At 59.2% G+C, this 20,855-nt stretch carries 20 protein-coding genes and 1 pseudogene; 12 read left to right on the top strand and 9 right to left on the bottom strand.

All coding sequences use genetic code 11. The features are described 5' to 3' along the window. Positions 1–4: 4 nt before the first annotated feature. From AB6803_RS27430 to AB6803_RS27405, 6 genes are all read right to left on the bottom strand, one after another. A complete protein-coding gene (locus AB6803_RS27430) occupies positions 5–769 on the bottom strand; it encodes an aspartate/glutamate racemase family protein (protein WP_371111857.1) in 765 nt (254 codons plus the stop codon). After that, the gene (locus tag AB6803_RS27425; protein WP_371111856.1) at positions 766–1,782 is read right to left on the bottom strand and encodes an oligopeptide/dipeptide ABC transporter ATP-binding protein; all 1,017 of its coding nucleotides are present in this window, start codon (positions 1,780–1,782) and stop codon (positions 766–768) included. Before AB6803_RS27425 ends, AB6803_RS27430 begins: the two co-directional genes overlap by 4 nt. Beyond that, a complete protein-coding gene (locus AB6803_RS27420) occupies positions 1,779–2,741 on the bottom strand; it encodes an ABC transporter ATP-binding protein (RefSeq protein WP_371111855.1) in 963 nt (320 codons plus the stop codon). Before AB6803_RS27420 ends, AB6803_RS27425 begins: the two co-directional genes overlap by 4 nt. Further along, positions 2,738–3,613, bottom strand: coding sequence for an ABC transporter permease (locus AB6803_RS27415; protein WP_371111854.1), 876 nt, complete (start codon positions 3,611–3,613; stop codon positions 2,738–2,740). Before AB6803_RS27415 ends, AB6803_RS27420 begins: the two co-directional genes overlap by 4 nt. Further along, a complete protein-coding gene (locus tag AB6803_RS27410; protein ID WP_371111853.1) occupies positions 3,606–4,628 on the bottom strand; it encodes an ABC transporter permease in 1,023 nt (340 codons plus the stop codon). The genes AB6803_RS27415 and AB6803_RS27410 overlap by 8 nt, the downstream gene beginning before the upstream one ends. 94 nt (positions 4,629–4,722) lie before the next feature. Beyond that, the gene (locus tag AB6803_RS27405; protein WP_371111852.1) at positions 4,723–6,363 is read right to left on the bottom strand and encodes an ABC transporter substrate-binding protein; all 1,641 of its coding nucleotides are present in this window, start codon (positions 6,361–6,363) and stop codon (positions 4,723–4,725) included. Between the two features lie 235 nt (positions 6,364–6,598). Between AB6803_RS27405 and AB6803_RS27400 the strand changes: the two genes are divergently transcribed. Next, the gene (locus AB6803_RS27400; protein WP_371111851.1) at positions 6,599–7,318 is read left to right on the top strand and encodes a GntR family transcriptional regulator; all 720 of its coding nucleotides are present in this window, start codon (positions 6,599–6,601) and stop codon (positions 7,316–7,318) included. A 209-nt stretch (positions 7,319–7,527) separates the two neighbouring features. On the opposite strand, the gene AB6803_RS27395 is transcribed toward AB6803_RS27400, so the two are convergent. Continuing rightward, positions 7,528–8,343, bottom strand: coding sequence for an IclR family transcriptional regulator (locus AB6803_RS27395; protein WP_371111850.1), 816 nt, complete (start codon positions 8,341–8,343; stop codon positions 7,528–7,530). Between the two features lie 118 nt (positions 8,344–8,461). Between AB6803_RS27395 and AB6803_RS27390 the strand changes: the two genes are divergently transcribed. The 6 genes from AB6803_RS27390 (at position 8,462) to AB6803_RS27365 (ending at position 15,667) form a co-directional block, all read left to right on the top strand. Next, a complete protein-coding gene (locus AB6803_RS27390; protein WP_371111849.1) occupies positions 8,462–9,550 on the top strand; it encodes a ring-opening amidohydrolase in 1,089 nt (362 codons plus the stop codon). A 98-nt stretch (positions 9,551–9,648) separates the two neighbouring features. Beyond that, on the top strand, positions 9,649–10,671 hold the full coding sequence (locus tag AB6803_RS27385; RefSeq protein WP_371111848.1) for a BMP family protein: 1,023 nt from the start codon (positions 9,649–9,651) through the stop codon (positions 10,669–10,671). Between the two features lie 128 nt (positions 10,672–10,799). Next, a complete protein-coding gene (locus AB6803_RS27380) occupies positions 10,800–12,287 on the top strand; it encodes an ABC transporter ATP-binding protein (RefSeq protein ID WP_371111847.1) in 1,488 nt (495 codons plus the stop codon). Next, positions 12,284–13,339 carry an ABC transporter permease gene (locus AB6803_RS27375; protein ID WP_371111846.1) on the top strand — a complete coding sequence of 352 codons (1,056 nt, stop codon included), beginning with the start codon at positions 12,284–12,286 and terminating at the stop codon, positions 13,337–13,339. Before AB6803_RS27380 ends, AB6803_RS27375 begins: the two co-directional genes overlap by 4 nt. After that, complete coding sequence (locus tag AB6803_RS27370) at positions 13,336–14,238, top strand: ABC transporter permease (protein ID WP_371111845.1); 903 nt, start codon at positions 13,336–13,338, stop codon at positions 14,236–14,238. Before AB6803_RS27375 ends, AB6803_RS27370 begins: the two co-directional genes overlap by 4 nt. Before the next feature lie 22 nt (positions 14,239–14,260). Next, positions 14,261–15,667, top strand: coding sequence for an amidase (locus AB6803_RS27365; RefSeq protein WP_371111844.1), 1,407 nt, complete (start codon positions 14,261–14,263; stop codon positions 15,665–15,667). A 132-nt stretch (positions 15,668–15,799) separates the two neighbouring features. On the opposite strand, the gene AB6803_RS27360 is transcribed toward AB6803_RS27365, so the two are convergent. Beyond that, positions 15,800–16,786, bottom strand: coding sequence for an NAD(P)H-quinone oxidoreductase (locus AB6803_RS27360; RefSeq protein WP_371111843.1), 987 nt, complete (start codon positions 16,784–16,786; stop codon positions 15,800–15,802). Positions 16,787–16,798: 12 nt separating this feature from the next. Continuing rightward, complete coding sequence (locus tag AB6803_RS27355; protein ID WP_371111842.1) at positions 16,799–17,335, bottom strand: hypothetical protein; 537 nt, start codon at positions 17,333–17,335, stop codon at positions 16,799–16,801. Positions 17,336–17,451: 116 nt separating this feature from the next. On the opposite strand from AB6803_RS27355, the gene AB6803_RS27350 reads away from it, so the two are divergent. The 5 genes and pseudogenes from AB6803_RS27350 to AB6803_RS27330 all read left to right on the top strand — a co-directional run bounded on the left by AB6803_RS27350 (position 17,452) and on the right by AB6803_RS27330 (position 20,850). Next, positions 17,452–18,366 (top strand): LysR family transcriptional regulator, encoded by a 915-nt coding sequence (locus tag AB6803_RS27350; RefSeq protein WP_371111841.1) that lies wholly within the window; start codon positions 17,452–17,454, stop codon positions 18,364–18,366. A 303-nt stretch (positions 18,367–18,669) separates the two neighbouring features. Then, entirely contained in the window at positions 18,670–18,963 is a 294-nt protein-coding gene (locus AB6803_RS27345) for an alpha/beta hydrolase fold domain-containing protein (protein ID WP_371111840.1), read from the top strand. Then, positions 18,944–19,659 (top strand): annotated as a pseudogene (locus tag AB6803_RS27340) (IS6 family transposase). Before AB6803_RS27345 ends, AB6803_RS27340 begins: the two are co-directional and overlap by 20 nt. A gap of 319 nt (positions 19,660–19,978) precedes the next feature. Next, on the top strand, positions 19,979–20,200 hold the full coding sequence (locus tag AB6803_RS27335) for a hypothetical protein (RefSeq protein ID WP_371111839.1): 222 nt from the start codon (positions 19,979–19,981) through the stop codon (positions 20,198–20,200). Between the two features lie 185 nt (positions 20,201–20,385). Next, on the top strand, positions 20,386–20,850 hold the full coding sequence (locus AB6803_RS27330; protein WP_371111838.1) for a VOC family protein: 465 nt from the start codon (positions 20,386–20,388) through the stop codon (positions 20,848–20,850). Positions 20,851–20,855: the final 5 nt, after the last annotated feature.

Here is a 20,855-nt window from a genome sequence, read left to right as displayed (position 1 = left end):
CGGTTCATGATCCTGTCTCGAGGGGTTCGGCCATCAAGAGCCGTTCAAGCGCCGGGGACAGGCCACGCGAGCTTTTTGGGTCGGGCCGACGGAAAGTGCCGGCAGATGCCTTCTTCGGGTTGAGAGCAACGAGGAGCTCTGCCTGTTTGACGGCCGCAACCACTGACTCGACGACTGGTACCGGGATGCGATCACGAACGCGGGCGGCAAGACCGGCAAGCGGCGCGCCCGCAAGAATGATGACGTCTGCCTCATCCTCTTCGATGGCGCTCAGTGCGAGCTCGATGAGGAACTCTTCTTTTTCGTCCTGAACGTTTGCCAGCGACGCGAACTTGCCATCGAGCAGCCTTATGCTCGCGAGCCTGTCCAGGAGGCCATGCATTGCCACGCATTCTCTGAACCACGGGCCGAGCGCGGCCGAGAAGGAGACAATGGAGAAGCGTCGGCCGAGCATGCAGGCGCTGAGCATAGCCGCTTCCGCCAACCCTATCACCGGAACCGACATCAGTTCGCGCGCTCCGCCAAGACCCGGATCCCCGAACGCGGCGACAATCGCGACGTCGAAGCTGCCTTCTCGCTCGGCAAGAACCTCCAGCACAATACTGGACGCGATTACGGCCTCCGCCCTTGTGGCGATGTATGGAACACCGCGCGGAGCCGTCACTGGTATGAGTTCGGAGCCCGGAGAAAGCGATTGGTTTGCCGCTCGAACGAGGTGATCCGTCACATCTGCGGACGTGTTTGGATTGAACAGCAAAATCCGCGTCATGGAGGGCTTGCCCCCGTTTCGGTTGATGGCAGCTTTGCCAATTCGTCGGCTCGATGGCATGCCACAAGCCGGTCTCCGTCGCGAGCAATCAACGGCGGCATGGCCTGGCTGCACATGGGTACCTCCACCGGACAGCGCCCAGCGAAGCGGCAAGCGCTCTGATTTGGGTCGATCGGGCTCGATGCCGAGCCTTCGAGCTTGGCGCGCGGCGTGTTCTTGCGTTCGGGATCCGGGATAGCGTCGATAAGCGCACGGGTATAGGGATGCCCCGGTTCGTAAAAGACGGACTTCGACGGGCCGAACTCGACGATGCGACCGAGATACATCACTGCGATTTTATCGCAGAGCAGGCGCACGACATTCAGATCGTGCGACACGAACAGGTAGCTCATGTTTCGCTGCTTTTGCAGTTTCGCCAGTAAATGCAGGATTAGGGACTGAACCGAAACATCGAGTGCCGAGGTTGGTTCATCCAGAACAAGCAGCTTTGGCTTGACGGCAATCGCCCGAGCGATGCCGACGCGAGCCTTTTGCCCGCCCGACAACTGGTGGGGATAGCGGCTCCCATATTCTCGTGGCAAGCCGACATCATCTAGGGCCGCAAGGACCATCTCGGCAATCTGTTGACTTGAGCCACCGACGAGCTGCTTCAGGGGGTCGGCGATCGCCTGGAATACGGTAAAGCCGGGGTTGAGGCTCTCCGTCGGATCTTGAAAGACAACCTGGATATCGCGCCTGAGCGGCGACCCGCCGAACGTCTTCGCAGGCATGGCTCCGACGTCAACGCCGGAGAGGGTGATCTCTCCTTCAGTTGGGTCGATCAGGCGTGCAAGCACGCGAGCCAGAGTCGACTTCCCACAACCGGATTCACCGACCAGGCCAATAGATTCGCCTTCGGCAATCGTCAGATCGACCTCATCGACTGCATGCAGCATCTTGCGACGCATCGCGCCAACGGGATAGCGCTTCGACACGCCGCGAACCTGTATCAGAGGAGCAAGGGAAACTGTCATAGCGGGTGCCTGCAGCGAACGGAGTGATCATTGCCCAACAGTTCGAGCGGGATAGGTCCTGCTTCGCAGTCCGTCTTGCGTCTGTCGCAGCGATACAGAAATCGACAGGCGGGCAGGTCGCCTCTCAGATCAGGAAGGCTTCCGGGTATCGAGGCCAGATCTTGAAGCTCCGTGCGGGCGGTTGGCGTGGCTGCGAAAAGCCCGCGAGTGTAGGGATGGGCAAAATGCGACTGCAATTCGTCGGCTGGAGCCGCTTCGACCATATGGCCCGCGTGCATGACGACGATCCGGTCGCAATATTCACCGGCCAGCGCCAGATCGTGAGTGATCAGTATCGCCGACATTCTGGTTTCCTGCACCAGATCGCGCATCAAATCCATGACCACGGCCTGCGTTGTTACATCGAGCCCGGTGGTTGGCTCGTCGGCGATTAGGAGGGAGGGCGAGCATGAAAGCGCCATCGCGATCATCACCCGCTGGCACATGCCGCCGGACAGCTCGAATGGATAGGCATTGTATCGTCTTTCCGGATCCGGGATTTGCACGCGCGCCAGCGCGGCTATGGCCGCGGCTCTTGAGTTTGCCCTGGATACCGGGCCGTGCCGCCTCAGAACATCCTCGATCTGGCGACCAACCCGCATGATCGGATTGAGTGCCGTACGTGGGCTCTGGAATATCATAGACAGCTCGCGGCCGCGGATGGAAGCAAGCGGGGAGTTCGGTCCGGAAAGGTCAATGCCGCCGAATTCGATGGCGTCCGCCTTGATCTCGGCATTGTCGTCGAGAAGCCCCATCAGCGCATAGGAAAGCACCGACTTCCCCGAGCCGCTTTCGCCGACGATCCCCAGTACCTCACCCTTGCCGAGAGAAAAGGTGATGTCGTCGAGAACCTTGACCGTGCCCGAGCGGGTGCGAAAATTCACACTGAGGTTCTTCACGGATAGCAGGGGTACACTCATGTCCGCCTCCTGGGGTCGATTATGTCTCTGAGGCCGTCACCGATCAGGTTGAAGCAGAAGACGGTGATGACCAATGCTGCGCCGGGAAAGAGGAAGGTCCACCACTCGCCGGAGAAGATGTAGGACGCACCCTCGGACACCATGATCCCCCATTCCGGCGTCGGTGGACGCACGCCCAGGCCAATGAAGGAAAGTCCTGCCGCGTTGAGGATAGCCCAGCCGAGATTGAGGGATCCTTGGACCATCATGGTCGGCAGGATGTTGGGCACGATATGAAAGGCAAGCAGCCGGAACGAGCGGTTGCCACCCATCCGGGCTGCCTCGACGAAGGTCATGTCCCGCCGGACGTTGACCTCGCTGCGGGCGAAGCGCGAATAGAATGGCAGGTTGATGATCGCGGTTGCCAGCACGATGTTCTCGACGCTGTTGCCGAGGGCAGCAACGATGCCCATGGCCAGAACGAAGAGCGGGAACGCCATGATCGTATCCATGAAGCGGCTGATGATGGTATCGGTCCAGCTGCCGAAATAACCGGCGATCGCGCCAATTGCTGTTCCAACGATGAATGATAGCGCCACGGCTCCAATCGCCATGCCTATATCTAGCCGCGTGGCAATGGCGACCCGGCTCAAGATGTCGCGGCCAAGCGCGTCCGTACCGAAGAGATGGGCAAGGCTTGGAGGTTTCAATGCGGCAGATGTGTCGACCGCCAGCGGATCGTAGGGGATGACCCAGGGCGCAAGTAGCGAAATGACAACAAAGGCCAGCAGGATCAGTGCGGCAAACAACGTCAGCTTATTTTCGCCGGCCATATGGCGGGCGTCGCGCCAGAAAGTGCTGATGTGCGTGTTTGCGGATAAGGTTTCAGCCATCGTAACGAACCCTCGGATCGATTGCAGCTGCCGTAAGGTCGACGGCCAGATTGAGGAGGATGTAGAGGATCGCCATCATCAGCACGAAACCCTGGACTGCGGCGTAATCCGATGTGATGACCGCATTGACCGCGTATGCCCCGATCCCCGGCCATGCAAAGACCTGCTCCACCAGGACGTTGGCGCCGAGCAGGAAGGAAAAGACCATCCCCAGGATGTTGACGACCGGAAGCATGGCGTTGCGCAGCCCATATCCGTAGACGATCCTCGTTCGGGAGAGGCCCATGGCGCGCGCCGTGCGACAGAAATCGCTTGAGAGTGAGGCCAGCATCGATGCCCGAGCGATGCGCGCGATCGGCGCAAGCGCGAACAGTCCAAGCGAGATCGACGGTAGTACCAGTTGCGAGAAAGAAGCCCAGAAGGCGGCAACGTCGCCTGCGAGCAGAGTATCTATGAGGTAAAGCCCGGTTACGGTCGGCGGTACGCTGAAGTAGGTATCGTTCAGCCGACCGAGAGGTTCAGGTGCGATGCCCAGCCTGAAATAGAAGACGTAGACCAGGCCCAGGGCGACAAAGAAGGTCGGGAACGCGGCGCCAACCGAAACGATGATACGACAGATGTGGTCCACCGCCTTGCCAGGCCGCGTGGCAGCCGCGATACCGAGCGGCAATCCGATCAGCATTGCAAAGAGAAGAGCGCAAAGCGTCAGCTCTATGGACGCCGGCAGCCTCGTCACCAGATCCTGGAACACAGGCTGGCCGCTTGAAAGTGACGTTCCAAGATCGCCGTGCATGAGACGGAATGCATAGTCGCCAAACTGAAACCAAAGCGGCTTGTCGAGCCCAAGGGCTGTGCGAATCTGAGCAATGCTTTCCGGGGTTGCCGACGAGCCTGCGTAATAGGCGGCCGCATCGCCGGGCAATGCGCGCGCCAGCAAGAAAGTGACGATGACGACACCGATGATGCTCGGAATTGCCGTGGCAATTCGCTTCGCAAAATTCAGGGCTATCTTCATGAACTCAATCTCCGCAGGCTCGTTTCCGAGCGGCTGATCGATGTGTGTCTGTCTTCGGGGGAGCTGAGCCTGGTTTCAGCTCCCCCGATCGGGTCTATTCTTTCGAGATCGACCGGAGATCGAGATGCGTATGGAACCAGTAGACGTAGCCCTTCACGTTCTTCTGCATGGCGATGTCCGAATAGAGATGGGCGACGGGCACGCGTGGTACATCGTCCATGGCTATGCCGTTCATCTTCGTGATGATCGCGTCATAGGCCTTCGGATCGCTTTCGAAGCGAGCCTGCTCGATCAGCTTGTCCAGTTCCGGGTTCGAATAATTGGCCGTGTTGAACACGCTGTTGTTCTTGCCGTCATAAGTCCAGAAGTAGAAATATTCTGGGTAGTCGAGCCAACCGTAGAAGTAGTTGATATCCATCGGCATGCTCTTCGAGCCCATCTTGGCGAACCACTCTGAGCCGGGCACCTTGTGTATCTCAATATTGATCCCGATCTTCTTCAGCTGTTCCTGCATCAGCAGCGCCATCGGCTCCTGAACGGTCGTCTGGCTCATGTCGATATAGAGATCTGTCTTGAAGCCGTCGGCGTAGCCGGCGTCCTTCAGCAGCGCCTTCGCCTTGTCGAGGTCCGTATTGTACTTCGATGCGACAGGCCACTTCGGCGGGAATGGTGCTGAAGGATCTGCCCCGAAGAGCGGCTCACCGCGCTGGTAGAGCGCCTGCTTCATGATGGAGTCGTAGGGCAGCGCATAGGCGATCGCCTGACGAACGCGCTTGTCGTCGAAGGGCTTCATCGTGACATTGAGGTCGACATTGAACTGCTCGTTCTGCATCAATGTCCCGACAACGTTGACCTTGCCGGCCGCGGCCAGTTCCGCGTAGTCCTTCGGGGGCAGGCCGATGGAAACATCCACGTCACCCTTTTCAAGTAGGGCGCGGCGTGTTCCAGGTGAGGCGATCTCACGCAGCACGACGCGCTTAAGTGCCGGCATTGGACCGGACTTCCAGTTGTCGAAGCGGTCGAAGACAATCCTGTCGCCACTTTTCCAACTGCCGACCTTGAAGGGGCCACCACCGGAATCGTTCAGCGAGGTCCATTTGAGCGCCCATGGATCCTCGCTCGTTGCATGCTGCAGGGCGAGCTTCTTGTTGACGACGTAAGGAACCGGAACCGCAAGGTCAGGCAGTGTCAACTTGTCGGCTACGGGGAGGGTGATCTTGAACGTATGAGCATCGACAACGGAAAACTGCTTTGGATCCGTCAGCGATCCCGCTGCCATCTGAACGGTGGGGAATCCACCGACCGACACGGCGCGATCAAAAGACCATTTAACGTCATCGGCGGTCACGGGGGATCCGTCGTGGAAGGTCGCATCTTCGCGCAGGTGGAAGATCAGGGTCTTGCCGCCGTCCTGGACTTCCCAGCTTTTGGCAAGCTCCGGCTCTATCTTCGTTGCATCGTACATCACCTTGCCGTCGGGAAGCATCTTCGTCCCGTGCGTGATCAGGCGGTCATAGAGCTGCCATGATGCCATCTGGCTGAATTCGTTGGCCGCCGGGGCCATGGCGTCGAGCGAATTCGGGCCATGTTCGGCAACCTCGATCAACACATCCTTCGGGGTTTCGGCGTGAGCAGAGGATTCGAGCAGGCCGAGCGATAGGGTCGCGAAGATCCATAGGCACGTATGTGAGCAATAGACAGACGAGCGAGAAAGCTGGAATTTGCTGCTGGTCATGGGCGCGTTACCTTCCGCAAGTGTGATAGACGATTTGGGACTTGCAAGCAGTATGCCAATTTATAAATATTTGATTATATTATATATATTTACAAAGTGCATTATTTATGTAATTGTTGGCATGCTTTGAATATGATCAGAGTGCTTGATTTTTGGTCAGGTAAAACGCTTGCCTGGGTGCTGAGCAGTTCGGTATCTGTATGACCGGCAAGGGGGGAATGATTGGGGAATAACCATGGATGAAGATGAGGAATCGTCCGCTGCCGCGCCCTATGCGGTAGCCATCAAGCGTGCATCGCTCCATCATCATGTGGTCGACAAGCTGCGCGAGATGGTCAGTCGCGGCGATTTGCCGGCTGGCGAAAGACTGAACGAGGTTGCTCTCGCTCAGGCGATTGGAGTCTCGCGGACCCCGATGCGTGAGGCCGTCAAGTTGCTCGCTTCAGAAGGGCTTCTCGAGCTGCTACCGGGTCGGGGAGCAAGGGTGCGGCAGTTTTCGGCGGAAGAACTGCTGGATGTGTTCGATGTCCTCGGTGCGCTCGAGCGACATGCCGTCGAGATCGCAGTATCGAGGATGACGCCGAAGGCGCTCGCCGATATCGAGCGTCTGCACAATCAGATGGGCGAGGCCTACGGGAAGCGGAACCAGAAGAGCTACTTCAAGGCAAACCAGAAGCTTCACGCTCTCGTGGTCGAACTGGCGTGCAATCCGGCGCTGTCGAATGCCCACATCACGCTGACAAAGCAGTCGGTCCATAATCGCCACGAAACGCTCATTTCAGAGCAGCGTTGGAAAGAGTCCGCCGATGAGCATCGGGCCATCTTTGATGCCATCGTCAAAGGCGATGCCACGCTTGCAGGTTTGCTGGTGCTCGATCACAGCCGAAAAACCGGCGTTGCCGTCGTTGAAGCTGCCCGTGCTGCAAATGAACTCCGAACGGGGGATAGACGATAAGCGAATTTGATCTTGTTGTCGGGAGCGGCGTGCCAGGTAGAGACAGGCCCATGAATTGCTCGACTATTTTGAACCCATTGCCGGCTATGGTGAATTGGCAAACGGGGCGCGTTTCGTATGGAATTCAACCCGTGCCACCTGGACCATGCCAGTCGGAATGTCGTGTCTGGATGAAAATTCATCGATAGGTCATGGGGGCAGCTAGTCGCCTATCGGCGCGCGCGGCCGCCGATCTCCGAGGTTACGATTTTGCCGCATAGAGCTACCATCTCGCCGAGCGCGTCGATGCGATTTTCCGTGATGCGGGAGGCGGGACCGGCAAGCGAGATTGCTGCATGCACGGTACCGGCTTCGTCGAAGATGGGGGCGGCAATACAGCGTAAGCCCAGCGAGAACTCCTCGTTGTCGACCGCAAAGCCGCGCTGCCTGATATTGGCGAGTTCCAAGCGCAGCGCATCTGTCGTCACGATCGTATGTTCCGTATAGCGCGGCAAGCCGTTGCGTTCCACGATGCCGACGATATCCTCTTCCTCCATATGCGCCAATATCGCCTTGCCGGCTGCCGAGCGATGCATTTCAACGCCACCGCCGGGACGTGAGATTGCCCGAACCATCTGCTGGCTCTGGATCTGCGCCATGCACATGACCTCTTCGCCATCGAGCATGAAGAAATTCACCGTCTCACCCGTTTTTGTCATGAGACGGCGCATATGTGGGACCGCAAGTGGGACCATATCACGCGAACGCACAAAGGCATTTCCGACCACAAAGGCCTGAACGCCGACGAGCCAGGACATCGTCGCCGGCTCGAAGCGCACGAAACGCTGCCGTTGCAGTGTTGTGAGGATTCTATGCGCGCTCGATGGTGGCAGAGCGACGCTCTTGGCAAGCTCTGTCAGCGTCAGCCCGTCGTCGCACTCTGCCAGCCGGTCAAGAATGGTAAGGGCGCGCATAATCGACTGTACACCACCTTCAGCCCGCGATGCCTCTCTGCGTGACTCTGTCCCAGTGGCTTTTTCCGTCATTTTTTCCACTCCTGTGGGCTTGTTTTACCCACTATTCCACATCGTGAAATTTATTCCAATCTTGTTGCACACAATTTAGACATGCTTACAATATGGGCAGAGAGTGAAGGAGCGGACGATGCGCGTTGGTGTTCACAAGATAGAGATGGGCAATCCGGGTGACGTTTCTGACCTCGAACGTATGGTCGAGGCGGGTGAGATTGATCCGCGGGAGATCGTCGCGCTGATTGGGAAAACCGAGGGAAACGGGGGCGCTAACGACTTTACCCGCGGCTTCGCCACCCAGTCATTTTCATTGCTGCTCTCGCGCTATCTCGATCTTTCGCCCCATGACGTTGCCAAGCGCATTGCTTTCGTCTGGTCGGGTGGCACAGAGGGTGTGCTTAGCCCGCATGCGACCGTTTTCACCCGAAGCGCCGGCACAGCACCTTCCGACGGCAAGAGGCTTGCTGTGGGCATCGCTGTCACGCGTGATCTGGCGCCGGAAGAAGTTGGCACCATGGCTGAGGTGCGCGAGGTTGCTGCGGCTGTCCGCAAGGCCTTGACGGAAGCAGCCATCACCGATCCGCGTGACGTACACTATGTTCAGGTCAAGGGGCCGCTGCTCACGCCGGCCGCCGTGGCCGACGCCGACCGTCGGGGCGTCAAGCTCGTGACACGTGATCCGAACGGCTCAAAGCCCTATGCCCGCGGCGCGACAGCGCTCGGCGTCGCTCTCGGCCTGGGCGAGGTTCGCGAGACCGAACTTAACGACGAGGTGATCGCCAAGCGCATGGACCTTTATTCGTCCGTCGCTAACACGTCCGCCGGGGGCGAGTTGCGCAACTGTGAGATTCTACTGTTCGGCAATTCGGCTGAGGCCAGTGGCAACCTGAGGATCGGACACTCCATCCTGCGCGACGTTATCGATGCCGACGGTGTGCGCGCAGCCATACACGACGCGCTTGGCGATGAAGACGCGCCGATCGATGTCGGCCGCATCCGGGCGATCTTCGCCAAGGCGGAAGCACCTCCGGGCGGGCTGCTACGTGGTCGCCGCACGACCATGCTTTCCGACGCCGACATCAACTATGAGCGCCACGCCCGTGCCGCGCTCGGAGCGGTGATCGCTTCCGTGACGTTTGATTCAGCAATTTTCGTCTCCGGCGGCACCGAACATCAGTGCAAGCCCGGCGAAGCGCCAATCGCTGCGATCGTCCGCGTTTGAACATCCAAAGACCGAGCGCGCGCCGACGGCCGCTCAGTCGCAATAAGAACGCCGGAAGCAATGCGAAGACCAAAAATCAACCAGAGGGATGAACTATCATGACCAGAAAGACCTCCGACCGCTGGCGGTCGTCGGCGGCTGTCGCTATTGCCATGCTTTCGCTCACGGGAGCTGTCGTCACACCCGCATATGCAGAAGACAAGGCCGCAATACTGCTTCCGGGCAGCGCCAACGACCAAAGCTGGAACGCTCTCGGCTATTCCATTCTAAAGAGTCTTGAGCCGCATGGATTTAAGACGGCCTACTCCGAAAACGTCGCCGACGCCGATGAGGCCGAGGCCGTCCGCGACTATGCCAATCAGGGCTACAATATCGTTCTGGGTCATTCCGGCCGCTTTGTATCGGCCATGGAAGAAGTCGCCCCCGACTTCCCCAAGACGCAGTTTATCGCGGTCAGCGGCAATGAAGGCGCACCGCCCAATGTGATGTCGATCGACTACAACAACGCCCAATTCGGCTGCCAGCTTGGCCTGTTGGCCGCACGCATGAGCAAAACGCACAAGGTCGGCGGCATCTATGGGCTGCAGGGCGTACCCAACATCACTGCCCAGGCTGGCGGTTTCCGCGTCTGCGCAACCAAGGCCGGGGCCACGGTTACGATTCTCTATATCAAGAACATGGAAGACTCGGCAGAAGCCAAGGAAGCGGCATTGTCCCTTATCGGCAACGGCGCCGATTTCATCACAGGCAAGCTGAATGCGGCTGAGGCCGGACTCGTCCAAGCCGCCAAGGAGAAGCATGTTTTCGTAACCGGCCGCGGCTTCGACCAGACCGCAATCGCGCCGGATCTTGTTCTGACCAACATCGTCGAAGACTGGCCGGCAATGATCGGCAGTACCGCCGATCAGGCCAAGGCAGGCAAGCTGTTCGGCACCTTCGTGCAATATGGCTACGACACGGGGTCGGTGACCGGCGCCTCGCTGAAATACGGTGCCGACAAGGCCTTCAATCCGGTTGTTCCGGATGCCGTTGTAAAAGAGGTGAACGACATGGCCGCCGATTTCGCTTCCGGCAGGCTCAAAATCGCGCCGACCGACCAGGATGCTCGCAGCGGCAGCTAATCTAAGGGCGTCGGCCTCTGGCCGGCGCTCGTCTCCTTTACCTGTGAGCATCGCGGTTCATTCCGTACCGTCGCTTTTCGACATCTGCCTTACCTGCCCTGTTTCCGGCGGGTTCATCTGAGGGTTCAATGGCTGCTCTTCTGGAAATGCGCGGGATTGTTCGCTGTTACGGTGCCTTGCGCGCCAATGACGGCATCGATCTCGACGTCCATGCCGGTGAGATCGTCGGCTTGCTGGGAGAGAACGGCTCCGGAAAGAGTACTCTTATGAAGGTGCTATTCGGCATGGTGCCGCCCGACGCCGGCGGCATCGTGTTTCGCGGCAGGGAACTATCCGACCATCGCCCCCGCGAGGCGATGGCGGCGGGTATTGCCATGATCCATCAGCATTTCATGCTGGTGGAGGCCATGACAGTGGTCGAGAACGTAATGCTTGGCTGGCCTGACGCGGGCCGGCTGCTACGCTGGGAAGCGATCGCCGATCGTATCCGAGACGTCAGCCGTCGCTTCGGTCTCGACCTTGAGCCCCACGCCCGGGTCGCCGACCTGCCCCTCGGCCGACGGCAGCGCATCGAGATACTGAAAGCGCTGCTGCGCGAGGCTGAGCTGCTTATCCTCGACGAGCCGACATCGAACCTCGCGCCCCCGGAAGTGGCCGATCTGCTCGACATCCTGCGGCGTCTGCGGAGTGAAGGCAAAGGCATCGTCTTCATTACGCACAAGCTACCGGAGGTGCTCGATGTCTGCGACAAGGTCGTTGTCCTGCGTGCCGGTCGTGTCTCAGGCAAGGGGCCGATAGCCGGAGCCAGCCGCGCCCAGCTCGCGGAGATGATGGTCGGTCGCGACGTCACGAAGCCCCAAATTCTAAAGGATCATGCGCCTGGCCCGATCCGGCTCGAAATTTCGGCGCTGGCGGGCTCTGGGCTTGGTCCGCTCGATATTGCTGTTCGTGGAGGTGAGATTCTGGGTATCGCGGGCGTCGACGGCAACGGGCAGCTTGAATTGGCCGAAACGCTCGCCGGGCTTCGCGCCTTCGCGGCCGGAACCATCAGGCTCGACGGACGTGACATAAGCCGCGCCTCGGTCGCTGCCCGCACCAAGGCGGGGTTGGCCTACATGCCTGCCGACCGATCATCGACGGCGCTCGTTCGCAGCCTATCCATCGCCGAAAACCTGATGCTGCGGGATAGCAGGCGCGCGCCATATTGCCGACGCGGCGTGCTTGCTGGCACAGCTTTGGCGGCCAAGGCGCGGGCACTGATGGAGCAATACGACATTCGCGCGCCTTCTCCTGCCACCCTGGCGGGCCGGTTGTCCGGCGGCAATCAGCAGAAAATCGTCATCGCCCGCGAACTCGACAGGGCGCCGGCCGTGCTGATTGCCCATCAGGCAACCTGGGGTCTCGATCCGGGCGCGACGCGCTTTGTATTAGAACGCTTGATCGCGCTTCGCGACAGTGGTGCGGCCGTGATCTACATTTCATCCGAACTGGAGGAGGTGCTGGCGATCAGCGACCGGATCGCCGTCCTTTCGGGTGGCGCTTTTGCCGGCGTGGTGCCACGGACGGAAGTGGAGATGGGGCAGATTGGCCTCTGGATGTCGGATCGTGCAGCATGACTGAACTCCCACCCCTCGCAGCACCATCGTCTCGTCGCCTTGCTCTTCGCTTGCAGTCGGATTGGCTGTTTCTTCGCATCCTCGTTGCGATCGGCCTGTCGATGGTCTGCGCGGCCATACTCGTGGCGCTTGCGGGCCACAGTCCGCTCGAAGCTTTCCTGGCCATGCTTGCGGGTGCCCTCGGCTCACCGCATCAGATCGGCGTTGCTCTCAACCGTACCTCGCCCTATCTATTCGCGGGTGCGGGTCTTGCCATCTGCTTTCGTGCAGGGGTCATCAACATGGGCTCCGATGGACAGATCGCAATGGGCGGCATCGGTGCGACGGGCACCGTTATCTTCTGGCCCGGCGAGCCGACCGTCGTTACCGCAATCGTGGCGCTTGTCGGCGCGGCAGTCTGCGGTGCGCTATGGGCCGGGGTCGCGACAGCCATCCATCTCGGCCGGCGTGTTCACGAAGTCCTGGTGACGCTACTTCTCAACTTCGTCGCCCTTCTTATTGTTCAGCTGGTACTTTCAGGTGCGCTCGGTCAGCGCGGAGCCGGCTTCCTGCAGTCGCCCGCCTTCCCGCGCGCCGTCTGGCTCTGGCGCGTTCCGATGTTCGACTTCTATATCGGTATCTTCTTTGCCGTTGCTGCGGCCTGCATTCTCTCCTTCACGCTTTGGAAGACGCCGTTCGGCTTTGCCTTGCGGGTCGCCGGAAGTTCGAGACTTGCGACCGCATATGCCGGCTTCTCCCTGCCGACCATCACTTGGGGCGTAATGCTGACCGCAGGCGTGCTTGCCGGTCTTGCCGGCGGCACGGAGGTCCTCGGCCTGCATCATCGGCTGATAGAGGGCTTCTCGTCCGGCTTTGGCTTCAAGGCGGTCACGGTTGCACTTCTTGGGGCTCTGGAACCTGCCGCCGTCATTCCAGCGGCCTTGTTCATTGGGCTGCTTGAAACGGGTTCGCTGGCCATGCAGCGCCAGATCGGCGTGCCATCGGCGCTGATCGTCGTTATCGAGGGAATAACAATGCTCTTCATCCTGACAGCCACGGTGCGCCGATCATGATCGACTTTTTAGCTGCCGCCATTCGCATCGCCACGCCGCTGGTGTTCGCAGCCCTCGGGGGCATCCTTTCGGAGCGAGCCGGCGTTTTCGCCGTCGGGCTCGAAGGCATGATGCTCATGGGCGCCTTCGCTGGTATCCTTGGCTCCTGGGCGTCCGGAGACGCAGCGGCGGGCTTGCTGCTTGCTGTCTTGGGCGGTGTTTCCATCGGCATCATTGTTGCTGTCGTTACGGTCCGCTACCGGGCCGACAATATGGTAACTGGCTTGACGGCCAATATTCTCGCCCTTGGTTTGACCACCTATCTCCTGCAAATCCTGTCCGGCGGCGGCAGCCCGATCGCCATTCACCTGGACCCGCTCTCGCCTTGGTCCATTCCCGGTCTTGCTGACATTCCGGTCGTCGGTTCACTCTTCTTTTCTCAGCCGCCGCTCACCTATCTCGCCATCATCGGTTGCTTGGTGCTTTCCATCATCCTCTTTCGCACGCAGGCGGGCCTCATGCTGCGCGCGACGGGAGAGAACCCGGAAGCGGTATTCGCGGCTGGCCTCGATCCCATGCGAATGCGCATGATCGCCGTCGCCTGTTGCGGCGGTGTCGCGGGCCTCGGCGGCGCGGTTCTTTCGCTCCAGCAGGTTGGAACGTTCACAGACGGGATGACCGGCGGGCGGGGCTATCTTGCGCTCGCTTCGCTGATCGTCGGCCGCTGGAACCCGTGGGGGGCGGCGGCGGCATGTCTGATTTTCGGCGCGGCGGAGGCTTTTGAGCTGCGACTGCAAGGCTTCGGCGTCCCGATCAGCTCCTATATCGTCCAGATGGTGCCTTATCTTATCGCGCTTGCGGTGCTCGCCGGTTTGGGCCGGTCGAGCAAGTTGCCTGCAGCGATCGGCAAACCGCTCTGAGTCGGGACAAGGAGTAAGAGGAATGTTGGAGGAGATTGGCGAAATCGCCGCCGCGCTGCGCAGCGGCGCATTGACGGCACAGGCATTGCTCGATCGCTGCATCGAGCGGATCGCAAGGCTGGATCTGGTTTTGAACAGCTTCGTCGCCATTGACGAAATGAACGCACGCAACGCCGCGCGCGAAAGCGACCGCCGGTTGGCCTCCGGGGCGGCCCGTTCACTGCTCGAAGGCATTCCGCTGTCGATCAAGGACAACATCCTGGTGCGGGGCTTGCCGGCGACCTGGGGAAGCCGGTCGCTGGCGGATTTTGTTCCCGATCGCGACGAGTTGCCGGTTGCACGCGTGAGGGAAGCCGGCGCCGTCATTCTGGGCAAGACCAACGTGCCGGAATTGACGCTTGAAGGATATACAAGCAACGAGCTTTTCGGCACCACGCGCAATCCCTGGGACACTGCGCTGACGCCGGGGGGATCGTCCGGAGGCGCCGCAGCGGGCGTCGCTGCGGGCCTTGTTCCGGCGGCACTCGGCACCGACGGCGGCGGTTCGATCCGGCGCCCGGCATCTCACACCGGTCTCGTCGGCTGGAAACCCTCCACCGGGCACATACCGCGTCTTTGGGGCTTCCCCTCTATACTTACCGATTTCGAGGTTGTCGGAACCCTGACACGAACGGTTGCCGATGCCCGACTGCTCGATTCGATCATGAAAGGGCCGGACGCGCGCGACCGGCGATCGCTGCTGGCCCACTCCGGTTTATGGCCGAACCGAAGACGACGCGTGCTTTATGTGCCGCAGTTCGCCGGCAGTGCAGTAGACCCCGAGGTTGCCGCGGCAACGGCGGCCTTTGCCGATATGCTGGTTCAAACCGGAGCGGAGGTGGTGACCGGAGGGGTGTTCTTCGATCTCGAATCGGCAAATCACATCTGGCGCATTATCTCACGCGCGGGCGTGGCTTTTCTCATGGGCTGGCGCAATGGAAGTCTAGGCTCCAGTGCTGGTATCTCAGTAAGGGCCATGGCCGAGGAGGGTAAGGCGATCACCGGAGCCGATTACATGGCAGCTCTTGAACGGGTAGCCGCGCTGCGTCTGGAAATCGCCGATATCTTCGCGGATTACGATCTGGTCCTCACGCCGAGCGCAGCAGCGTTGCCCTGGCCGGCAGAAAATTCTTATCCAAACCGCATTTCCGGTCGGCCCGCTGGTCCGCGGGATCATGCAGTCTTCACCGGTTGGGTCAATATTGCTGGGCTTCCCGCCATTGGCCTGCCGATTGCACTGTCGGATTGCGGATTGCCGATCGGCATCCAATTGGTGGCCGGATTTGGCAGGGACGAGGAATTGTTGGCCTTTGCCAGCGAGATTACCCGCGCATCACCGCCCCCGCCTCTACCCACATTTAATAAAATCAATGCAGGTAGCGTGGACTGACGGCGGCGGGACTTATCGCTCAGTTCTCAGTTCTCAGTTCTCAGTTCTCAGTTCTCAGACCGAAACCCGAATTAACGGGCCGGTGGTTCACATCCCTTGAAGACGGGAGACTCGGAATGTATTCTTCCAGCACTATAGGTGAAAGCCACTCAAAACGATCTTGCCAAACACGCCACCGGCTTCCATCCGGCGATGGGCGTCCGATGTCGCCGAGAGCGGGTAGACCTCTCCAACTACCGGATTAAGTTCTTTTCCCAACATCGGCAGCACGTCGTTCCTGAACCGGCTGACCATCGCTCTTTTCTCTGACCGCGACCTGGATTTCATGACCGTGCCCATCAATTGCAGGTGGTTGTGAAGAAGGATATCGAGCGGAATGATGGCGTTGTCGTCGCGACCCAGCAAACCAACCTGGACAAGCCGGCCGTCGGGCGCGAGACTGCGAATATTGCGGGCGAGGTAGGATCCGCCAACAAAGTCGAGAATGAGATCGACACCGCGAGAGGCGGTCGCATCGATGCTCTCAGCCTCGAAGTCGCCCTGCTTGTAATCGAACACGGCATCCGCGCCGAGTGAGAGCATGTTTTCGATGTTGTTTGCAGATGCAGTGGCCAGCACGGTGGCGCCGGCGGCCTTTGCGAGCTGAACAGCAGCCGATCCGATACCGCCTGCAGCAGCGTGAATGAGAACGCTCTCACCTTTCGCGACTCTTCCGAGATGTGCGAGTGCCTCCCAGCCCGTCACGAAGCTCTCCATGACTGCGGCAGCCTCGATGAAGGATATATCTGTCGGAATGGCAGCGGCCATTCCGCTGTCGAGCCGCGCAAATTGGGCATAACCGCCGCCGCCAACGATGCCCATGACACGATCGCCGACCGAAAAACCGGTCACAGCGTCTCCCATGGCCATGACTTCTCCAGCGATCTCAAGCCCGAGAATATCGCTGTCTCCGTAGCTTTGCGAGCCATAGACACCTTCACGTTGAAGAAGGTCGGCGCGGTTGACACCGGCCGCCATGACCTTGACCAGAAGATCGTCGGGACGCACATCAGGCAGAGGAGCTTCGGCAAGCCGCAGAACATCCGCGCTTCCGAAGTCATCGAACATGATCGCTTTCATGCCAACAACTCCTTATTTGGAAAGCGCCCGGCGGGCGATGCTAGCAGCAAACAGTGGTGTCTCCCGGCTGTTATGGTCGCCGCCTGCGGCCTGACGGGCTGCCGCAGCATCTTCGAACCTGACCCCATGATCTTCGAGGAAGGCCATGAAGGCATCCGTCGGATGAGCGGTGACCTTGTTTGTGTAGCGAGTGCGGCTATCGTCGATCTTCTCGGCAATCAATTCCCAAACGACATTGACCTGGGTGCGGCCGTTGGCCGTAAAGACATCGGAGATCGAGTTCATGCGGCAGTAGGCGGGCTCTGTAACTTCGGCCACATAGTGCTGCACGACGAGGCCAGAGCCGATCTGCTCGACATTGATAGACATGCGACGACCGTCATCGGTCCACGTGACGCCGGCAGCGATATGATCGGGTGGGCAGCAGCGAAGGTATTCGGCTTCGGGCAAATTGAAGAGCCAGTCGGCAATGTCGATCTTTTCGAGCGGAACGTCGATCTCTGCGGAATAAGCGGATTGGGAGAGAATTGTATCGAGGATCTTGACCATTGTAGTGTTCCTTCTGTTTGTTGGGCGACCGCCCGTTGACGAGAAGGAAAGTGCTCCGAATGCCTGCAGATGATAACGAACTGAATGGTCGAAACGGTTTTGCGTCGTAGGCAAAGATGAGAGATCCACGGTTCGCCGAACATCTCGCGGTTTATGTCGACGTTGTCCGCACCGGGAGCTTTTCAGCGGCGTCTCGGCGTCGGGCTGTAACTCCCTCGGCCGTCGTTCGACAGATCGATGCGCTCGAGCAGGACCTCGGTGTTCCTCTCCTCGTGCGATCGACACGGGCACTGTCGTTGACGGACGCGGGCCGTCACCTCTTCGAGCGCGCCCAGCGCTTGCTTGACGATCTGGCCGATACCCATGCGGAAGTCGCTGCCTTCGACAGTGCGATCAGCGGGACGCTGCGTATCGCGTGCTTCCCGACCTTTGGAAAACGTTACGTCATCCCTGTTCTGGCATCTCTTGCGCAGCATTATCCGAGCTTGCATGTCGAGTTGGATTTAACCGAGCGGCTGGCCGACCCGGTCGCAGAGCGCCTTGATTTGGTGGTCAGAATGGGGGAGCTACAAGACAGTTCGCTGATCGCAACCAAGTTGGCGCCTCATGATCGTATTGTCGTGGCGAGCCCAGCTTATCTCGAGCACTATGGGGTGCCGGAAAGTGCAGACGCGCTTCGCCAACATCGTGTCCTCGACAAGCTCCATGGCAACGATCTTCTTGGTTGGTCGCATATTCTCGGCGCGCCGACAGGAGAGGCGTGCGAGCGCGTCGTATTCCGGTCCGACGATTTTGAAGCGCTGAATGGTGCTGCGATCGCCGGGATGGGTGTGGCGCTCCTACCGAGCTGGGTCTCAGGGCCTTCCGTCCAGACGGGTGATCTTGTACGCCTTTCGCTGGCGGGCGAAGGGTGGAATGAAAGGTCTTCCGGTATCTACCTTCTCCGTGTGCTTCAGGTGCCATCTGCGAGAATTAGGACATTTACTGAGGCGCTCAAAAATCATATCGGGGCTCCGCCGCTCTGGAGCTGAGAGGCGCAGTGACTGCAAAAACTCGTCACACCACCAGTTAGATCAACTCAGCGGCTGATAATTGCGGATTCCGAGTTCTATTCCATTCAACAGCTCGATTTTGGGGCCTGCGTCGGAAAGCTCGAGTTGTTGATTTCGAGAAAAAGCTCAATGCCGCCGATATTGAAACTGAGCGAAAGAGGCGCATCGCTTTATCCAGATACTGGCGTATCGGCTCTCCTTTTTTGATGATGTCAGAGATTCTTCGATAACCGTCGAAGGGCGGACGACGAAGTTTCGTATCCGCAACCCGGATGTTACGACTTGCTTGCCGATTACCATGCTCATTCACGGTGGCGGCTGGGTTTACGGGAGCATCCAAGAGATCGAACCGCTCGCAGACGTCTGGCGTTCCAGACGGGTTCCGTCGCCGTTTCGATAGATGACAGGCTGGCACCCGAGCATCCTTACCCGGCAGGCTTAATTGATTGCAGGAACCTTCTCGACTGGCTGATACATGAGGGTGATAAGATTGGCGGGGATCCGACACTGCACGGTAAGGTAACCTGTCAGGGATCGACCTGTGCGATCCTTCAGTATGACCCAAGTCATTCGTGATCGCCTTTATCACCGCCATCGATTTCCTGCAGACGTGATTGCCCACGCCGTGTGGCTCTATCTTCGTTTTCCACTCAGTCTGCGCATGGTCGAAGATCTGCTGGCGGCGCGTAGGATCATCTTTTCGCACCAGATCGTGCGTCTCTGGGTGGAGAAGTTCGGTAGGCATTTCGTCAATGATATCCAGAGGCGATCCGCCGGCCGGCCTGGTGACAAATGGTACTTCGATGAGGTTGTCATCTCCATCGGCGGCGAGAAACACTGGCTGTGGCGCGCCGTCGACCAGGACGGTTTTGTTCTCGACGTACTGGTGCAAAGCCGCCGCAATACCAAGGCCGCCGAGCGTCTTATGCGAAAGCTTATGAAAGGACAGGGCACTCGCCCCGCGTCATGATTACCGACAAGCTGTGATCCTATGGCGCCGCAAAGCGCGATATAATGCCCGGCGTCGAGCATCGCTCGAACAAAGGCTTGAACAACCGGGCCGAGAACTCCCATCAACCGACCCGGCGGCGAGAACGGATCATAAAGGGCTTCAAGTCAATCCGACATTTCCAGCGTTTCGTTTCAATTCATGACCCTGTCGCCAACCTCTTTCACATTCCATGCCACGAGATCTCATCAGACCATCACCACGAATTGAGAACCGAAGCCATGCAAATATGGAACGAAATCGCACGCCTGCAAACCACATAAGTGAAAGCCGCGCCAGACATTCTTGATCGATGTCCGTTAACTTTACGGTGCCGTCGCAGCGCATCCCTGGCATCTGGTGAGCTATGGATGAGCAGACCTAGCTTTGTGAAACAACTGACAACTTAGCGACTGGCGAAAGGCCTTAGATCAGCAATCACGAAAATGGACGCGGCTGCAAGTTTCCGGATGCATGGCTAACGACACGCCATGCGTAAGCCCTTAAAAAAGAAGCACAATAGCAGAGCAGTCGGCAGGGATCGATCACATCATGAACGTATAATGCGGTCTGACAGGCCGTTCTTTAAGGGGGACATAGCAGATGGCACCTACCCGTTCGACAATACAGATCAGCAAGCCTCAACATTCTGTCAATGATGCCTATCGCGCAGTTGAGCGCGAGGAAGTGCTTGCTGTGGCTTTTCGAGATTTCGTGCATGCAACGCTTGTTGCAGGTTGGAAGGAGCCCGAGGTCGCGTTGACCTTGGCCGACATCGCGGACGACTACGTGATGGCTCTCGCTGGAAGGGTTACAGAAATCTAGTGATGCGTGAGCGTCCGCGCTCCCCAGTGGTGAGCGCGAGCGGACGCCGGTAACTCTTCAGCCAAGCCGCCGGTGGCGCCGCTCAACAAGAAGGCGGTTCACCGGCGGCATGAATTCTATCGGACGGGGATCACGTTCATCCCAAGGCCTTGTGTGATGCGGGATGTCGAGGAAAGGTGGACACGATGAAGATGAGACAACATCTCTGGTTTCGGCGCGACATGGAATCGGCGATTGAGCTCTATACGTCGCTGATCCCTAACTCGTCGATCGGCTGGGTTTCGAACATTCCTGCCGACAACCCGAACGGGCCGGCCGGCAGCGTGAAAGTAGCGGGCATCACTCTTGGCAACCGTTCTTACATGGCATTCGAGGCGGGGCCGCTCGCGCCGTTCGATCATGACTCCTCGATAACCGTTTCGTGCGAAACGCAGGCGGAGTTTGAAAGGCTGTATGATATTTTGAAGAAGGGCGCCTCGACGGAGCAGGGCGGCATTCTGCAAGACCGCTGGGGCTTGCGCTGGAAAATCTTACCTAAGCAGCTTGGCGATCGTGTACCGGCAACAGTCAAGACTGAGCAATTGGGCGAGGACCAACTCCATAAAGCGAAGTTCGATATCGCTGAGCTGGAAGCGGCGGCAAAAGGCTGAACGCC

It is taken from the genome of Rhizobium sp. RCC_161_2, from assembly GCF_041355235.1.
Taxonomy (GTDB): domain Bacteria; phylum Pseudomonadota; class Alphaproteobacteria; order Rhizobiales; family Rhizobiaceae; genus Rhizobium.
This window is presented reverse-complemented; position numbering and strand designations above follow the sequence as displayed.

Bases quoted from the DNA above. Each gene is read 5' to 3' on its own strand.
- AB6803_RS27410 (WP_371111853.1), bottom strand. From the start codon at position 4,628: ATGAAGATAGCCCTGAATTTTGCGAAGCGAATTGCCACGGCAATTCCG.
- AB6803_RS27335 (WP_371111839.1), top strand. From the start codon at position 19,979: ATGGCACCTACCCGTTCGACAATACAGATCAGCAAGCCTCAACATTCT.
- AB6803_RS27365 (WP_371111844.1), top strand. From the start codon at position 14,261: ATGTTGGAGGAGATTGGCGAAATCGCCGCCGCGCTGCGCAGCGGCGCA.
- AB6803_RS27405 (WP_371111852.1), bottom strand. From the start codon at position 6,363: ATGACCAGCAGCAAATTCCAGCTTTCTCGCTCGTCTGTCTATTGCTCA.
- AB6803_RS27395 (WP_371111850.1), bottom strand. From the start codon at position 8,343: ATGACGGAAAAAGCCACTGGGACAGAGTCACGCAGAGAGGCATCGCGG.
- AB6803_RS27330 (WP_371111838.1), top strand. From the start codon at position 20,386: ATGAAGATGAGACAACATCTCTGGTTTCGGCGCGACATGGAATCGGCG.
- AB6803_RS27360 (WP_371111843.1), bottom strand. From the start codon at position 16,786: ATGAAAGCGATCATGTTCGATGACTTCGGAAGCGCGGATGTTCTGCGG.
- AB6803_RS27370 (WP_371111845.1), top strand. From the start codon at position 13,336: ATGATCGACTTTTTAGCTGCCGCCATTCGCATCGCCACGCCGCTGGTG.
- AB6803_RS27350 (WP_371111841.1), top strand. From the start codon at position 17,452: ATGAGAGATCCACGGTTCGCCGAACATCTCGCGGTTTATGTCGACGTT.
- AB6803_RS27425 (WP_371111856.1), bottom strand. From the start codon at position 1,782: ATGACAGTTTCCCTTGCTCCTCTGATACAGGTTCGCGGCGTGTCGAAG.
- AB6803_RS27400 (WP_371111851.1), top strand. From the start codon at position 6,599: ATGGATGAAGATGAGGAATCGTCCGCTGCCGCGCCCTATGCGGTAGCC.
- AB6803_RS27420 (WP_371111855.1), bottom strand. From the start codon at position 2,741: ATGAGTGTACCCCTGCTATCCGTGAAGAACCTCAGTGTGAATTTTCGC.
- AB6803_RS27375 (WP_371111846.1), top strand. From the start codon at position 12,284: ATGACTGAACTCCCACCCCTCGCAGCACCATCGTCTCGTCGCCTTGCT.
- AB6803_RS27385 (WP_371111848.1), top strand. From the start codon at position 9,649: ATGACCAGAAAGACCTCCGACCGCTGGCGGTCGTCGGCGGCTGTCGCT.
- AB6803_RS27415 (WP_371111854.1), bottom strand. From the start codon at position 3,613: ATGGCTGAAACCTTATCCGCAAACACGCACATCAGCACTTTCTGGCGC.
- AB6803_RS27380 (WP_371111847.1), top strand. From the start codon at position 10,800: ATGGCTGCTCTTCTGGAAATGCGCGGGATTGTTCGCTGTTACGGTGCC.
- AB6803_RS27355 (WP_371111842.1), bottom strand. From the start codon at position 17,335: ATGGTCAAGATCCTCGATACAATTCTCTCCCAATCCGCTTATTCCGCA.
- AB6803_RS27430 (WP_371111857.1), bottom strand. From the start codon at position 769: ATGACGCGGATTTTGCTGTTCAATCCAAACACGTCCGCAGATGTGACG.
- AB6803_RS27390 (WP_371111849.1), top strand. From the start codon at position 8,462: ATGCGCGTTGGTGTTCACAAGATAGAGATGGGCAATCCGGGTGACGTT.